The sequence below is a fragment of the Allobosea sp. FW305-C-101 genome (assembly GCF_058783685.1).
The window spans coordinates 1-15,382 of sequence record NZ_JBYSYT010000005.1 but is presented as its reverse complement, the minus strand read 5'-3'; the positions used below and the strand labels follow the sequence as shown (position 1 = coordinate 15,382).

The window sequence follows — 15,382 nt, the reverse complement described above, 5'->3', positions numbered from 1 at the left end:
GCCCCTTCGAGCTGCCCGGAATGACAACCGTCGCGGCTACGGCAAAAAACCGCCCTCAATCGTCGCGCGGTGACGCCAGCAGCGCATCGCGGACAAGCCCGAGCTGGTCGCGCAATCGCCCCGCCTCCCCCGCCACCCCGCCCAGCGCCTCGCCGACGGCGTCCTGCACGCAGCGCCCCTGCTCGCGCAGACCCTCGCCTTTCTCGGCGAGATGGATGCGCACCTGCCGCTCGTCGCGAGCGTCGCGCTCACGACGGATTAGGCCGGAGGCTTCGAGCCGCTTCAGCAGCGGCGTCAGCGTGCCGGAATCCAGCATCAACCGCTCGCCCAGCTCCTTCACCGTCAGCCCATCCTGCTCCCAGAGCACGAGCATCACGAGATATTGCGGATAGGTCAGCCCGAGCGCGGCCAGGATCGGGCGATAGGCCCGGTTGAAGGCATGGCCGACCTGATAGATCGCGAAACAGAGCTGCTGCTCCAGACGCGGCATGCCATCCCCGGCCTTGTCCTGCTTCGCCATAGCGCCCTCGCCGACCACCTTGTTTCACGGAAAGCCGAAAGCGGCCCCACAATCAACTGCTCTCGGCCTTGCTCAAATTAATTGTTGACAATCTAATTGTACACAATCTATATGGCAAGCATCGCTTCACCCAAGGAAGGAAACCCGATCATGAAGACGCTCTATACCGCCCATGGTTCCGCCACCGGCGGCCGCGAAGGCCAGGCCGCGACCGATACCGGCAACGTCAAGCTCGTGCTGAACACGCCCAAGGAACTCGGCGGCGGCGGCGGCGAAGGCACCAATCCCGAGCAGCTCTTCGCCATGGGCTATTCGGCCTGTTTCCTCGGCGCGCTCAAGTTCGTCGCCGGCAAGGAGAAGGTGAAGATTCCGGATGACGCGAAGGTCTCGGCCGATATCGGCATCGGCGCCCGCGACGACGGCCAGGGCTTCGGCATCACCGCCAAGCTGACCGTCTCGATCCCCGGCCTCGACAAGGCCGCGGTCGAGGACCTCGTCAAGAAGGCCCATGTGGTCTGCCCCTACTCGCACGCGACGAAGGGCAACATCCCGGTCGAGACGACGGTGGCCTGAGGGCTCACCATCAATCAACACGCGCCGTCATCCCGGGCGCAGCGAAGCGAAGATCCGGGATCCATGCCTGAACCTTCTTCGGAAGCGCTCCGGCATGGATCCCGGGCCTCCCTACGGTCGCCCGGGATGACGCGATTATTGGAATTACGTCGAAAAGTCGGGAAGCAAGGTGCCAATCGGCCTGTAAGCCGGGTTCTGGATGGCTACCGGATTTCTCCGATAACGTGACGGCCATTCCTCTGGGACGCGCATTGCTGCGCGCCTCGAGCAACCAACCCGGACGACAAGGCACAGAAACCTGCCCCTGCCCGCTTGCGCGGGCAGCATCGTCCCTATTCGGTTTTGCTCCCGGTGGGGCTTGCCATGCCGTCCCCGTTGCCGGGTCCGCGGTGCGCTCTTACCGCACCTTTTCACCCTTACCCTGCCGGAAAAGCCGAAGCTCTCCAGCGCAGGGCGGTTCGATCTCTGTGGCGCTTTCCCTGGAGTCGCCCCCGCCGGACGTTATCCGGCACCGTGTTTCCGTGGAGCCCGGACTTTCCTCCCTCGCAAGCGAGAGCGGCCGTCCGGCCGACTGGCGAGGGGGAGATGCGCGCTGGCGCGCCCGGCGTCAAGCGAAACCGGGCGGTATCAGGTCAGTTGCGAGCCGTGATCGTGCGCACCTTGGCGCAATAGGTGCGATTGGCGCCGCTCATGCGGTTGGTCATGTGGCCGCTCTGATACTTCATGATCGTGCGGCAGGTGTCGCCGCCGGCCATCTTATAGGCCATGGCGAGGTACTTCATGCCGTAGCGCGCATTGGTCTCGGCATCGAGCAACCCGCTCGCGCTGCCGGAATAGCCCATGCCGCGCGCCGTCTGGTGGCGGATCTGCATCAGGCCGTAATTGCCGGCATGCGAGGCGCGCGGATTGTAGCGGCTCTCGACGCGCACGACGGCGTCGGCCAGCGAGAACGGCACACCGTTGGCAGCGGCATGGCGGGCGACGATCGCCTTGATGCCCTCGGAGCCGGCCGGAGCAGCGAGCGCGCGGCTGGCGCGGGTCTCGGTCTTGTCAGCTTCAACCTTGGCGGCTTCGGCCTTAGCGGCACGGGTCGCGGACTTCGCCTTGGGAGCCTCGGCCTGGACATCCTCGCCCTTGCCTTCAGCAGCCTTGGCGCGGGCGATCTCGGCGTCACGAACGAGCAGCGATCGGGGGTCCGTTTCCGCGTTGACGAAATCCTCGGCCAGAGCAACCCCGGAGAGGCTAATCAGGCACGCAGCCGCAAGACCACCACAGATATATCGCATGTCGAATTTGAACCCCATTGAGCCATGACTGGCCGATGGGGCTGCTCAACTGATGGTCGAATGTGTCGATAATCTGGCGCATTCCACAGAAAAACGCATAACAATTAGCGTATACAGGAATTTATTCTATATTTAACTATTCAGTATTCATATGTATTCGTTCGCGCGAAAAACTTCGCCGGCTCCCCGCCCCCGGATGCGAATCAAGCAGGCGAATCAGCCGCCACATTTCAGCCGCATTCCCGGCCGGAACTGCATTTTTGGCGCGGCAGGCCGTCGCACCGAGCGCTCTTGCGCGATATCCCTCCCTCCTTTCATCATCCGCGCATTCGGATTCACCGGGATCGGTTTTGTGATGGCTTCCTCTTTCTGGGGCGCTCTGGGGGGCGGCGGGCTCGGGCTCGTGATCGGCGGCCCGCTGGGCGCGCTTCTCGGCGCGCTCGCCGGCCATGTCCTGGTCGATCGCGAGGGCGCGCCCTTCGGCCCGGCGCCGCGCGAGTTGGTCTTCACCACGGGTCTCGTCGCGCTCGCTGCCAAGATGGCACGCTCGGACGGCGTCGTGACCTGCGACGAGGTCACCGCCTTCCGTCGCATCGTCGAGGTTCCGCCCGACCAGCAGCAGCGCATCGAGCGCCTGTTCGACCTGGCCAAGCAGACCAGCGCCGGCTTCGAGGCCTATGCCACGCAGATCGCCGGCGCCTTCAAGGACGAGCCCGCCCTGCTCGAGGACGTGCTCGACGGGCTCTTCCTGATCGCCGCCGCCGATGGCGCGATCCACGAGGCCGAGCACGCCTATCTCCAGTCCGTCGCCGGCATCTTCGGCATCACTGAGGCTGATTTCGCCCGGATCGAGGCCCGCCATGCCCGCCGGCCGGACGATCCCTATCTCGTGCTCGGCGCCAGCCGCGAGATGAACGACGCCGAGCTGAAGCGGCATTACCGCCGCCTCGTCGCCGAGACCCATCCCGATCGCGAGATCGCCCGCGGCCTGCCCGAGGAAGCGGTCGCGATCGCGACGCGCCGCATCGCCGCCATCAACGCCGCCTGGGACGCGATCCAGAAGGAACGCGGCATGAGCCGCAGCCTCGCGCCCGAACCCGCCTGAGCCAGCCTGAATGACCGATATCGCCCCGCCGGACGTGGCCAAGCCCGACAGCCGCTTCGCCGCGAAAATCTTCCCCTCGCCGAATCATGGCGAGCGCAAGCATGCGGACGGCACGCCCGGCCGCCGGCCGGACATGCTGATCCTGCACTACACCGGCATGCCGGTCGCGGGCGAAGCGCTGCAATGGCTCTGCAACCCGGTGGCGCAGGTCTCCTCGCATTATTTCGTCTTCGAGAACGGCCACACGCTCCAGCTCGTGCCGGAGGGCCGGCGCGCCTGGCATGCCGGCGCCTCGCATTGGGCCGGCGAGACCGACATCAATTCGGGCTCGATCGGCATCGAGATCGCCAATCCCGGCCATCCCGGCGGCCTGCCCGACTATCCCGAGGAGCAGATCGTCGCGACGCTGAACCTCTCCCGCGACATCTGCGAGCGCTGGTCCATCCCCCCGGAGCGCGTGCTCGCCCATTCCGACATCGCGCCCGGCCGCAAGATCGATCCCGGCGAGAAATTCCCCTGGCGCCGCTTCGCGGAAGCCGGCGTCGGCCTCTGGGCGGAACCGGCCCCGATCCGCGGCGGGCGCTTCTTCGCGCGTGGCGAAAGCGGCCAACCGGTCGAGGCCTTGCAGGCGATGTTCGCCATGCTGGGCTATGGCGTGACCGTCGACGGCGTCTTCGACGAGAAGCTCGAAGCAGTCGTCGCGGCCTTCCAGCGCCATTGGCGTCAGGACAAGGTCGACGGCGTCGCCGATTCCTCGACGATCACGACGCTGCGGGACCTGCTCGCCGCCACGCAAGCCGCCCGCACCGCCTGAACTGCGGCTAAGCCAAAGATTGCAGGAAGTTAACTCGCCGGACAGCGCGCTTTCTGGCAAGCTCTTCTTCGCTCGCGCCCAGGCGCGGACGGGATGGGGAAACGACCTTGCGCAGATGGCTGATCGGAACCGGGCTGATCGTTCTCGCGGCGGCCGGCGGCTATTGGGCCCTGCGCCCCGCCGGCAGCAACGCCAATGAGCCGCCCTATCGCACGGCGCCCCTCGATCGCGGCCGCATCACCGCCGCCGTGCGCGCCACCGGCACGCTGACGCCGGTCACCACCGTCCTCGTCGGCTCGCAGCTCTCCGGCCAGATCGTCGAGGTCCTCGCCGACTATAATTCGCAGGTGAAGGCCGGACAGGTCGTCGCCCGCCTCCAGAGCGACCAGATCCGCACGCGCCGCGACGCCGCCCAGGCCGATCTCGAACAGGCCCGGGCCGATCTCGTCGTCAAGACCGCCCAGCTCGAACGCGCCCGCGCTGCCCGCATCAAGGCGGATTCCTTCATCCGCGATATCGAAGCCCAGCGCGCCCGCACCTCCGCCCAGCTCGCCGATGCCAAGCGGACCTTCGAGCGGCAGGACCAGCTCTTCAACCGCTCCACCGGCTCGCAGCAGAACCTCGACACCGCCCGCACGCAGGTCGAGGTCCAGACCGCCTCCCTCGCCTCGAACGAGGCCCAGCTCGCCTCCGCCCGCGCCGAACTCAAGGGGCTCGACGCCGATATCCAGCTCGGCGAGGGGCAGGTCCAGTCCGCCCAGGCAGTGATCGCAGCCCGCGATGCCAAGCTCAGGGACATCCTGATCGATCTCGAACGCACGCAGATCCGCTCGCCGGTCGATGGCGTCGTGGTCCAGCGTCAGGTCGATCTCGGCCAGACCGTCGCCGCCTCGCTCTCCGCGCCGACGCTGTTCCAGATCGCGCAGGACCTGCGCACCATCGACATCTACGCCAATATCGACGAGGCCGATGTCGGCCGGCTGAAGCCCGGCCAGCCGGTCTCCTTCACCGTCAACGCATATCCCAACCGCAATTTCCAGGGCCGGGTCGAGATGGTCCGGCTCGGCGCCCAGACCATCCAGAACGTCGTCACCTATACCGGCATCATCCGCGTCGAGAACCGCGACATGGCGCTCCTGCCGGGCATGACCGCCAATCTCCAGGTCGTGACCGAGGATCGGCCGGACGCGCTGCGTGTGCCGAATGCCGCCCTGCGCTTCCGCCCGGCCGGCGCAGCGGGTGCGCCCCCCGCCGGCTCAGGCACGAGCCCCGTGGCGGTTCCGGATGCCGGCGAGCGCGCGCCGCGCGCCGCCAACGCCCTGCGCGAGCGGATCGAGACCGAATTGCAGCCGACGCCCGAGCAGAAACAGGCGATCGCCGAGATCCTCAGGGAACGTCGCGGCAACCGCGAAGCCATGGCCGGCCTCTCGCCGGAGGAGCGCCGCGCCGCCTTCCGCGCGGCCGGCGCCGAACTGGTCACGAAGATCGGCGCGGTGCTCGACCCCGAGCGGCGCGCGAAGCTCGAAGCCATCATGCAGGAAGGCCGGCGCGCCGCGCCGAGCCGTGGCATCCCCGGCCGCGTCTATGTGCTCGACGAAGCCGGCCAGCCCAAGCCCGTGCCCGTCATGCTCGGCCCGACTGACGGCGCCTTCACGGAATTGCTCGGCGGCGAGGTCAAGGACGGCGCGCAGGTCGTCACCGGCGGCGGGCCGCGTGTGACGACGGCGCCGGAACCGCCGGCCTCCCGCGCCCGCGGGCCGCGGCTGTTCTGAGGGCGCCGCGATGCCCCTGATCGAAACCCGTGACCTCTCCCGCGTCTATGATCTCGATTCCGGCCGCGTCACGGCGCTGGACCGGGTTTCGCTCGCGATCGAGGCCGGCGATCTCGTCGCGGTGATGGGGCCATCCGGTTCGGGCAAGTCGACTTTCATGAACCTGATCGGCTGCCTCGACCGGCCGAGCGGCGGCCATTACGTGCTCGACGGCGTCGCGGTCGAGACCCTCTCCGGCGACGGCCTCGCAGAGCTGCGCAACCGCAAGCTCGGCTTCGTCTTCCAGCAGTTCAACCTGCTACCGCGCATCGATGCCTGCGCCAATGTCGAATTGCCGATGGTCTATGCCGGCGTCACCCGCGCCGAGCGGAAGCGGCGCGCGCTTGCCGCACTCGCCCGCGTAGGCCTCGCCGAGCGCGCGCATCACCGCCCGATGCAGCTCTCCGGCGGCCAGCAGCAGCGCGTCGCCATCGCCCGCGCGCTGGTCAACGAGCCGCGCCTGCTCCTCGCCGACGAGCCGACCGGCGCGCTCGACAGCCGCACTGCGCTGGAGATCCTCGCGCTCTTCCAGGACCTGAACCGCGAGGGCGTCACCGTGGTCCTCGTCACGCATGATGCCGAGGTCGCCCGCCACGCACGCCGGCTGATCCGCTTCCGCGACGGGCACCTGCTCAGCGATCTCCGGCAGGAACCGGCCGACGCCCGCGCCGCGCTCGCAGCCTTCGACGCCGGTATCGGCCTGCCGGAGGCCGCCGCATGAGCCTGACCGAAGCGATCCGCTCCGCCCTCTCCGCCATCGGAGCCAACGCCCTGCGCTCGGCCCTGACGATGCTCGGCATCATCATCGGCGTCGCCGCCGTCATCGCCATGGTCGCGATCGGCTCCGGTGCCCGCGCCCGGGTCACCGGCCAGATCAAGTCGCTCGGCGCCAATCTCGCGATCATCCAGTCCGGCAACGTCACGCAGGGCGGCGTACGCCTCGGCGCCGGCGCCTCCTCGACGCTGACCGACGAGGACGCCGCCGCGATCCTGCGCGAGGTCGAGGACGTCACGGCCGCCGCACCGGTCCTCATCACCCGTGCGCAGGCCGTCTATGCCGGCGCCAACTGGTCGACCCAGATCACCGCCACCGATCTCGACTTCTTCGCCGCGCGCGAATGGGAGATCGGGTCGGGCCGGCTGTTCGAGCCCGAGGAACTGCGCAAGGGCGAGATCGTCGCCGTGATCGGCCAGACGGTCGCGCGCAACCTCTTCGGCGAGGAGAACCCGCTCGACCAGCAATTCCGCATCCGCAACGTGCCCTTCAAGGTCATCGGCGTGATGGCATCGAAGGGCCAGTCGGCCCTGGGGCAGGATCAGGACGACGTCATCTTCGTGCCGCTCGACACCGGCCGGCGCCGCATCGTCGGGCGCAACTATGCCCGCGACCGCTCGGTGCAGAGCATCATGGTCAAGTTCGCGAACGAAGAAGCGATCACGCCGGGCATCGCCGAGGTCACAGCCCTGCTGCGCCAGCGCCACCGGCTGATGGAGGATCAGGAGGACGACTTCATCGTCCGCAACCTCACCGAGATCGCGAATACCGCAACCGCCGCCGCGACCACGCTGTCATGGCTGCTTGCGGCCGTCGCCGCCGTCTCGCTCCTCGTCGGCGGCATCGGCATCATGAACATCATGCTGGTCTCGGTGACCGAGCGCACCCGCGAGATCGGGCTCAGGCTCGCGGTCGGCGCGCGCCAGAGCGCCGTGCTGACCCAGTTCCTGATCGAGGCGACGACGCTGGCGACCATCGGCGGCGCGGTCGGCGCCGGGCTCGGCATCGCGGCAGCGCTGACCATCGCTCATGTCGCCGGCTGGCCCTCGGTGATCTCGATCCAGACCATCCTGATCGCGGTCGGCGTCTCCGGGCTGATCGGCGTTTTCTTCGGCTTCTACCCGGCGCGCCGGGCCGCGAGGCTCGACCCGATCGAGGCGCTCCGGCGCGAATGAGGCAGGGGATTTTCTCGCACTGCGCAAGGGTCGCTTAACCCCGCCCGCCCTAGGCTGCCCTTGAGGCAGTCAGGAGGCGGACCGTGAACAGCCAGCAGCTCACCGCGGCAACGCAGCCCCTCTACGATCGCGCGGTCGCGGCTGCCGCTGTCGGTGCCTGGGAATGCAATCTCGCCAATGAATCGTTGAGCTGGACCGACGGGGTCTACGACCTGTTCGGCCTGCACCGCGGCTCCGCCATCTATCGCAGCGCGACGCTGGATCTCTACGAGGAGCGCTCGCGCCGCGAGATGAACCAGCTGCGCAGCAAGGCGATCAGCACGGGCCAGGGCTTCGCGCTGGATTGCCGGATCAAGTCAGCGAATGGCGACAAGCGCTGGATGCGCCTCATCGTCGGCGTCGGCTATGAGCACGGCCGGCCGATCCGCATCTTCGGCTCGAAGCAGGACGTCACCGCCGAGAAGGGGCTTTGGAGCGAAACCGCGGCGCTGGTGCGGGCGAACGCAACAACGAACCTCACCGCGCGCCGCAGCTTCACCGACGCCGTTCGGCAATTCCGGCAGGAACGCGGCCGCGAGCCCGAGCGCTTCGCGCTTGCCATCTTCGAGATCGATCGGTTCGCGACTCTCCTCGAGAATTACGGCCGCCCCGCGGGCGACGATGTGATCCGCAATTTCGGCGAGCGGCTGCGCCGGCTCTTCCCCGACGCGCTGGCCATCGACCAGACCGGCCCCGGCGCCTTCGCCCTGCTGCTGCGCATGCCCGGCGACAAGGGCTATCTCGCCTCGATGCTGTCCGGCACCCGCAAATTGCTGTGCCGGCCGATGCCGCGCGGCAATCACGTCATCGATTTCACGCTCTCGATCGGCGCGGCCCTGCTGACGCCGGAGGGTTATCGCGAGCAGAACGAGATCTTCGCGGGCGCCGAGGCCGCGCTCCAGGTCGCCGGCATGGCCGGGGGCGACTGCGTCCGTGTCTTCGACGGGCCGGTAGCCGCCGTCAGCCGGGTCGTGCTCGCCGGCTGACATCGCTGAAACGCTCCGGCTGCCGTTAGCCCTGCCCGGTCAGGCGGCCTCTCCGCGCGCCAGTGCCTTGAGCTTGGCGCCAACCTCCGCAATCGCCTGAATCGCCGGCACGTATTCGCGGCCTAGTGGCGTCAACGCGTATTCCACCGAGGGCGGCGAGCCCGGCAGCACCTTCCGCGCGACGACGCCCTTGGCCTCCAGGCCGCGCAACCGGGCGCTGAGCATCTTGGCCGAGATCGCGGGGATGTCGCGGCGCAGTTCGCCGAAGCGGCGCGGGCCGCCGCTCAGAAACCAGACGACATTCGGCGTCCAGGCTCCGCCGAGCACCAGCATGCAGGTGCCGACATCGCAGGTCTCCGGCGGCTCCGGAGACCGATTCCTGCGAATTTTCAATGCCATGCGGACCCCCCCCGGTAACCGGGAGGATACCGGAAAATGCAGTTACGACAAGTAATGAGGTATACAAAGGTTATCATCGGAACCTAACCATGGCGCATCACCGATCCACGGAGATGAACCGTCATGAAGCTCTATTTCGCACCCGGCGCCTGCTCGCTCTCGCCCCATATCGCGCTCCGCGAGGCCGGCCTGCCGTTCACCCTCGAAAAGGTCGACATCGTCACCGGCAAGACCGCGAGCGGCGAGGACTTCGCCGCGACCAATCCCAAGGGCTACGTTCCCGCGCTGAAGCTGGACGACGGCAACGTCCTCACCGAAGGCGCCGCGATCGTCCAGTACATCGCCGACCTCGCTCCATCCGCCGGCCTCGCTCCCCGCCCCGCTACGCTGGAACGGGCGCGGCTGCAGGAATGGCTCAATTTCCTCGCAAGCGAGCTGCACAAGGCGTTCTCGCCCCTGTTTCGGCCCGGGACGGACGCGACCGGGCGGCAGGAAGCCCGGGCAGCGATCGCGAGGCGCCTCGGCCATATCGAGGCCGAGCTCGCCGATGGACGCAGCTACCTGCTCGGGGACGCCTTCAGCGCCGCCGATATCTATCTCTTCGTCATCGCGGGCTGGGCCGAAGGCAAGGAGATCCCTCTCTCGGCCTGGCCTCGCCTGACGGCCCTGCTGGAGCGCGTCGCGGGCAGGGACAGCGTGCGGGAAGCGCTGAATGCCGAACGCCTCGCCGCCTGACCCGAGGCACGGCACCATGAACGCGCAATTCACCCCGATCGAGGCCCTGCTCGGCCACTATTTCGACGGCCTCCATCACAGCGACGCGGCCCTTCTGGGCCGCGTCTTCCATCCGCAGGCGGTCTACGCCTGCGCCACCGATGGGCGGCTGACCCACATGACGATGGACGCCTATCTGCCGATGGTGGCAGCCCGCCCCTCCCCGGCCAGCCGTAAGGAAAAGCGGCACGACCGGATCATCTCGATCGCCTTCGCCGGGCCGGTCACGGCGCTGGCCAGGGTGGAATGCGCCATCGGAGAAAAGCGCTTCACCGACCTGCTCAGCCTCGTCCAACTCGATGGCGAGTGGCGCATCATCGCCAAGGTCTTCCATTTCGATCTCGTGCCCGTGGCCTGACGAGAGCGGCACCCGAATGCAGATCAGGGAGTTCGGTCACAACACTGTCGCAGGGGAAGCTCTAGAAGAAAGCGATCGATCGAGACCTCACCTGCGGCCGGGATCGGCCCGGCCTTGCCGGGGCGGTTACGGCCGCGCCGCAAGCCTCGCCGGTGCATCAGCCCCGGCCGCGCCGGGAATCTCCGATGCAGATCGACATCTTCTCGCAAGTCATCGTGCCAGTGATCGGCGGCCTGGGCATCTTCATGCTCGGGCTCGAATTCATGAGCAACGGCATCCAGTCGCTCGCCGTCAACAAGATGCGGGCCCTGCTCGCGCGGATCGCCGGCACCCCGTCCAAGGGCGTGCTCGCCGGCACCTTCATCACCGGCGTGATCCAGTCCTCGACCGCGATGACCGTCATGGTCGTCGGCCTCGTCAATGCCGGCGTCATCGGCCTCAGGCCCGCGATCAGCGTGATCATGGGCGCCAATATCGGCACGACGCTGGGCAACGGCCTGATCGCGCTGCCGCTCGGGCCGCTTGGGCTGCTGCTCGCCGGCATCTTCGCGCTGCTGCACATCTTCGCCAAGACCGACAAGGTCAAGAACATCGCGCTCGCCTGCATGGGCTTCGCGCTGATCTTCTACGGCCTCAACCTGATGACCGGCGGCCTGCGCCCCCTGCGCAACATGCCGGAGGTGATGGGCGTGATCTCGGCGCTCAAGGCCGACACCTATCTCAACCTGATCTATTGCGTGCTGATCGCCGCCGGCATCACCGCGATGATCCACTCCTCCTCCGCGACGATTGGCATCGTCATGGGGCTCGGCGCCGCCGGCATCCTCGACTGGAAGACCGCCGTCGCCTTCTCGCTCGGCGCCGATCTCGGCACCACGATCACCTCCTGGATGGCTTCGCTCAACCTGTCGAAGAACGCCAAGCGGGCGGCCTACGCCCATATCTCCTTCAACATCATCGGCGTGATGGTGACGATACCGCTCTTCTTCATCTCGATGGACGTGCTGACCTGGGCGATGCAGTGGTTCGGCGGCGATCCCGGCGTGCCCGTGATCAAGGACGGCAAGGAGACCTTCCCGCTCGTGCCGGTCGCGGTCGGCCTCTACTCGACCTTCTTCAACATCTTCAACACGCTGCTGCTCTTCCCCTTCGTCGGCGTGTTCGAGCGGGTTCTGTCGCGGGTCGGCGCCACCTCCGCCGAGGATATCGAGGACTATTCCCAGCCGCGCTATCTGGTGAAGGCCCATGATCATGCCGAAGCCGTGCAAGCGATCCGGCGCGAGACGGGCCGCTATCTCGAGGCCGCCCGGCTCTTCATCGATATCGCCAGCGGCAAGCCGGACGCGCCGGACAAGATCGAGGAGCACTATGCCGCGATCGACATCCTCAACCGCGACATCCGCGCCTATACCTCCGGCATGTTCACGCCCGAGATGCCCTATGCCCGGGCCGATCTCGTCGCCAGCCTGATCGAGGAAGAGGATTTCACTGCGAGCCTCGGCGAGACGCTCTACCAGATCGCCCGCCGCATCGAGCGCCAGCCCTTCGGCGAGCAGGGCCGAAAGCTCGTCGACACCGTGCTCGACAAGGTCTCCGAGACGCTTGCCACCATTGTCCCGATCGGCCAGGAGCGGGCCCCGGCGACCGGCATGGCCGAAGCGCGCAATGCCGAGCTCCTCGCCCTGCGCGAGCGCTGCCTGCGCCTCGGCTCGGAACTGCCCTGGGTCGAGCGCGGCGCGATCCTTGCCTTGCTCGGCAGCGCCGAACGCGCCTTCTTCCTGATCGAGCGCATCGATGCCGAGCGCCGCTCGGTCTCGCGCGAGATCGCGGCTGCGCCGGCCGGCGCAAAGGCCGGAGAAGCCGGCCTCGGCGGCCTGACCCCTGCGGCCGTTCCGGCCTGAGCCGGCCCATCTCGCAACATCAGCCGAAAGCCGCCCCATCGGGCGGCTTTCTTGTGTCAGAGGAGCTTGGTGAAGACGATCTGCCCGTCGAGGCCCCGGCCCATATCGCGCCAGCCATGGCGGACATAGAAGCGCTCCGCCCGCGTGCCGGCGCCGGTTTCGAGCCAGGCCTGGGCATGGCCCGCAGCCTTCAGCCCGATGAGAGCCTCATCTAGCAAAGCGCGGCCATGGCCCCGCCCCTCCTGCGCCGGATCGATGAACAGCGCCCAAATCAAGCCGGTCTGATGGTTGGCGCAGGCGAAGCCCGCAATCTCGCCTGCCTCTTCCGCGACGACGAAGATCGCCTGCTCGCGATACCAGGCGACATCCGCGTCCGTCACCTTCGACGGGTCGTTCAGGATGTTCTCGCGCACGTCCATACGGATAGCGCGGATGCGCGGATCATCCGCCGCCACCGCCTTGCGGATCAGCCTTGCCTCGTCAGTCGTCACGAACACTCTCCATCGCTGCGGCAGGCGTGATGCCCGCGACAGTGCTGGAAGGCAACTACTCCGCCGCCTGCAGGCGATAGGCGGCCGTGTCGTAGTTGAGGATCGGCGCCAGCCAGCGTTCGACCTCCTCGATCGTCATGCCCTTGCGCTCAGCATAATCCTCGACCTGATCGCGCTCCACCTTGGCGACGCCGAAGTAGTAGGCTTCGGGGTGCGCGAAATAGAGCCCGGAGACCGAGGAGCCCGGCCACATCGCATAGCTCTCGGTCAGCTTCACGCCGACGCGGCGCTCCGCCTCGAGCAGACGGAAGAGCGTCTCCTTCTCGGTATGGTCGGGCTGGGCCGGATAGCCCGGCGCCGGACGGATGCCGCGATATTCCTCGCGGATCAAATCCTCGTTCGAGAAGGTCTCGTCCGGCGCATAGCCCCAGAACTCCTTGCGGACGAGCTGGTGCATGCGCTCGGCAAAGGCCTCGGCGAAGCGGTCCGCCAGCGCCTTGACCATGATCGAGCGATAGTCGTCGTTGTCGCGCGCGAACTTCTCGGAGATGCGCTCTTCCTCCGCGCCGGCCGTGACGGCGAAGGCGCCGATGTAATCGGGCGCGACGCCTTCCGGCGCGACGAAATCGGACAGGCACATGTTCGGCTTGCCGTCGCGCTTCGAGAGCTGCTGGCGCAGACCATGGAAGGTCGCAAGCTCGTCCTGCCGGCTCTCGCCGGTATAAAGGCGGATATCGTCGCCGACGGCATTGGCCGGCCAGAAACCGATCACCGCCTTCGGGTTGAACCAGCGCTCCTCGACGACGCGCTTCAGCATCGCTTGCGCATCGTCCCAGAGCGCGCGCGCGGCCTCGCCCTGCTTCTCGTCCTGCAGGATCGCCGGGAAGCGGCCCTTCAATTCCCAGGTCTGGAAGAACGGCGTCCAGTCGATCACCGGCACGAGATCGGCGATGTCATAGGTGCGGAAGGTGCGCGTGCCCAGGAAGCTCGGCTTCGGCGGGACATAATTCGCCCAATCCGTCTTGAAGGGATTGGCGCGCGCCTTGGCCAGCGGCAAGCGTTGCTTGTCGGCCTCGGAGCGGCGATGCGCCTCGGCGACCTTGGCGTATTCCGCCTGCACGCCCGCGACATAACCCGGCTTCTGTTCCGACGACAGCAGGCTGGAGACCACGCCGACGGCGCGCGAGGCGTCGTTGACATGCACGGTCTGGCCGGCGCTGTAAGCCGGGTGGATCTTCACCGCCGTATGGACGCGGCTCGTCGTCGCTCCGCCGATGAGCAGCGGGATATCGAAGCCCTCACGCTCCATCTCCGAGGCGACCGTCACCATCTCGTCCAGCGAAGGCGTGATCAGCCCGGAGAGGCCGATGATGTCGACCTTCTCCCGGCGCGCCGTCTCCAGAATCTTCTGCGTCGGCACCATTACGCCGAGGTCGATCACCTCGTAATTGTTGCACTGGAGCACGACGCCGACGATGTTCTTGCCGATATCGTGGACATCGCCCTTCACCGTCGCCATCAGCACCTTGCCGGCGGCCGAACGCTCGGAGCCGCCGTTCAGGCGCTTCTCCTCCTCCATATAGGGCATGAGATAGGCGACGGCCTGCTTCATCACGCGGGCCGACTTCACCACCTGCGGCAGGAACATCTTGCCCGAGCCGAACAGGTCGCCGACCACATTCATCCCCGCCATCAGCGGGCCTTCGATGACGTGCAGCGGCTTGGCAGCGTTCAGGCGCGCCTCTTCGGTATCGACATCGATGAACTCGGTGATCCCCGCGACCAGCGCATGCTCCAGCCGCTTCTCGACCGGGAGTTCCCGCCAGGCCAGGTCCTTGCCGGACGCAGCGACCGAACCGTCGCCCTTGAAGCGCGGCGCGGCTTCCAGCAGGCGCTCGGTCGAATCCTTGCGGCGGTTGAGGACGACATCCTCGCAGAGCTCGCGCAGCTCCGGGTCGAGATCGTCATAGGAGCCGAGCTGGCCGGCATTGACGATGCCCATGTCCATGCCGGCCTTGATGCAATGGTACAGGAAGACCGAATGCATGGCCTCGCGCACCTTCTCGTTGCCGCGGAACGAGAAGGACAGGTTCGAGACGCCGCCCGAGATATGGGCATGCGGCAAGGTCTCACGGATCGCGCGCGTCGCCTCGATGAAATCGTTGCCGTAGTTGTCGTGCTCCTCGATGCCCGTCGCCACCGCGAAAATGTTCGGGTCGAAGATGATATCCTCGGGCGGGAAGCCGATCGTCTCGGTCAGCAGCTTGTAGGCCCGCGTGCAGATCTCGATCTTGCGCTGGAAGGTGTCGGCCTGGCCGACCTCGTCGAAGGCCATCACGACGACCGCCGCGCCATATTGCCGGCAGATCCGCGCC

General features: G+C 67.3%; 15 protein-coding genes and 1 other RNA gene. 10 read left to right on the top strand and 6 right to left on the bottom strand.

The window, feature by feature from the left end:
- Positions 1-55: 55 nt before the first annotated feature.
- On the bottom strand, positions 56-520 hold the full coding sequence (locus tag AC3WMA_RS20105) for a MarR family winged helix-turn-helix transcriptional regulator (RefSeq protein ID WP_492287126.1): 465 nt from the start codon (positions 518-520) through the stop codon (positions 56-58).
- 150 nt (positions 521-670) lie between these two features.
- Between AC3WMA_RS20105 and AC3WMA_RS20100 the strand changes: the two genes are divergently transcribed.
- Positions 671-1,093, top strand: coding sequence for an organic hydroperoxide resistance protein (locus AC3WMA_RS20100; RefSeq protein ID WP_492287125.1), 423 nt, complete (start codon positions 671-673; stop codon positions 1,091-1,093).
- Positions 1,094-1,261: 168 nt separating this feature from the next.
- Here AC3WMA_RS20100 and rnpB read toward each other — a convergent pair.
- Both rnpB and AC3WMA_RS20090 read right to left on the bottom strand, forming a co-directional pair.
- An RNA gene (gene rnpB, locus AC3WMA_RS20095) (RNase P RNA component class A) lies at positions 1,262-1,668 on the bottom strand.
- A gap of 57 nt (positions 1,669-1,725) precedes the next feature.
- Complete coding sequence (locus AC3WMA_RS20090; protein ID WP_492287124.1) at positions 1,726-2,379, bottom strand: lytic transglycosylase domain-containing protein; 654 nt, start codon at positions 2,377-2,379, stop codon at positions 1,726-1,728.
- A gap of 355 nt (positions 2,380-2,734) precedes the next feature.
- On the opposite strand from AC3WMA_RS20090, the gene AC3WMA_RS20085 reads away from it, so the two are divergent.
- The 6 genes from AC3WMA_RS20085 to AC3WMA_RS20060 all read left to right on the top strand — a co-directional run bounded on the left by AC3WMA_RS20085 (position 2,735) and on the right by AC3WMA_RS20060 (position 9,084).
- Entirely contained in the window at positions 2,735-3,484 is a 750-nt protein-coding gene (locus AC3WMA_RS20085; RefSeq protein WP_492287123.1) for a TerB family tellurite resistance protein, read from the top strand.
- Between the two features lie 10 nt (positions 3,485-3,494).
- Positions 3,495-4,298, top strand: a complete 804-nt coding sequence (locus tag AC3WMA_RS20080) for an N-acetylmuramoyl-L-alanine amidase (RefSeq protein ID WP_492287122.1) — start codon at positions 3,495-3,497, stop codon at positions 4,296-4,298.
- A gap of 107 nt (positions 4,299-4,405) precedes the next feature.
- Positions 4,406-6,070, top strand: coding sequence for an HlyD family secretion protein (locus AC3WMA_RS20075; RefSeq protein WP_492287121.1), 1,665 nt, complete (start codon positions 4,406-4,408; stop codon positions 6,068-6,070).
- A 10-nt stretch (positions 6,071-6,080) separates the two neighbouring features.
- Entirely contained in the window at positions 6,081-6,830 is a 750-nt protein-coding gene (locus AC3WMA_RS20070; protein ID WP_492287120.1) for an ABC transporter ATP-binding protein, read from the top strand.
- On the top strand, positions 6,827-8,059 hold the full coding sequence (locus tag AC3WMA_RS20065; protein WP_492287119.1) for an ABC transporter permease: 1,233 nt from the start codon (positions 6,827-6,829) through the stop codon (positions 8,057-8,059). The genes AC3WMA_RS20070 and AC3WMA_RS20065 overlap by 4 nt, the downstream gene beginning before the upstream one ends.
- An 83-nt stretch (positions 8,060-8,142) precedes the next feature.
- Positions 8,143-9,084, top strand: coding sequence for a sensor domain-containing diguanylate cyclase (locus tag AC3WMA_RS20060; protein WP_492287118.1), 942 nt, complete (start codon positions 8,143-8,145; stop codon positions 9,082-9,084).
- A gap of 39 nt (positions 9,085-9,123) precedes the next feature.
- On the opposite strand, the gene AC3WMA_RS20055 is transcribed toward AC3WMA_RS20060, so the two are convergent.
- The gene (locus tag AC3WMA_RS20055) at positions 9,124-9,483 is read right to left on the bottom strand and encodes a winged helix-turn-helix transcriptional regulator (RefSeq protein WP_492287117.1); all 360 of its coding nucleotides are present in this window, start codon (positions 9,481-9,483) and stop codon (positions 9,124-9,126) included.
- A gap of 123 nt (positions 9,484-9,606) precedes the next feature.
- Here AC3WMA_RS20055 and gstA point away from each other — a divergent pair, with 123 nt between their 5' ends.
- From gstA to AC3WMA_RS20040, 3 genes are all read left to right on the top strand, one after another.
- Positions 9,607-10,218: a glutathione transferase GstA gene (gstA, locus tag AC3WMA_RS20050; protein ID WP_492287116.1), complete on the top strand. Its 612-nt coding sequence runs from the start codon at positions 9,607-9,609 to the stop codon at positions 10,216-10,218.
- 16 nt (positions 10,219-10,234) lie between these two features.
- Positions 10,235-10,615 carry a nuclear transport factor 2 family protein gene (locus AC3WMA_RS20045; protein WP_492287115.1) on the top strand — a complete coding sequence of 127 codons (381 nt, stop codon included), beginning with the start codon at positions 10,235-10,237 and terminating at the stop codon, positions 10,613-10,615.
- 185 nt (positions 10,616-10,800) lie between these two features.
- On the top strand, positions 10,801-12,516 hold the full coding sequence (locus tag AC3WMA_RS20040) for a Na/Pi cotransporter family protein (RefSeq protein WP_492287114.1): 1,716 nt from the start codon (positions 10,801-10,803) through the stop codon (positions 12,514-12,516).
- A gap of 56 nt (positions 12,517-12,572) precedes the next feature.
- Here AC3WMA_RS20040 and AC3WMA_RS20035 read toward each other — a convergent pair whose 3' ends face one another.
- Both AC3WMA_RS20035 and metH read right to left on the bottom strand, forming a co-directional pair.
- Positions 12,573-13,007, bottom strand: a complete 435-nt coding sequence (locus AC3WMA_RS20035; RefSeq protein ID WP_492287113.1) for a GNAT family N-acetyltransferase — start codon at positions 13,005-13,007, stop codon at positions 12,573-12,575.
- Between the two features lie 55 nt (positions 13,008-13,062).
- On the bottom strand, positions 13,063-15,382 hold a 2,320-nt coding region (metH, locus tag AC3WMA_RS20030; RefSeq protein ID WP_492287112.1), incomplete at its 5' end, for a methionine synthase.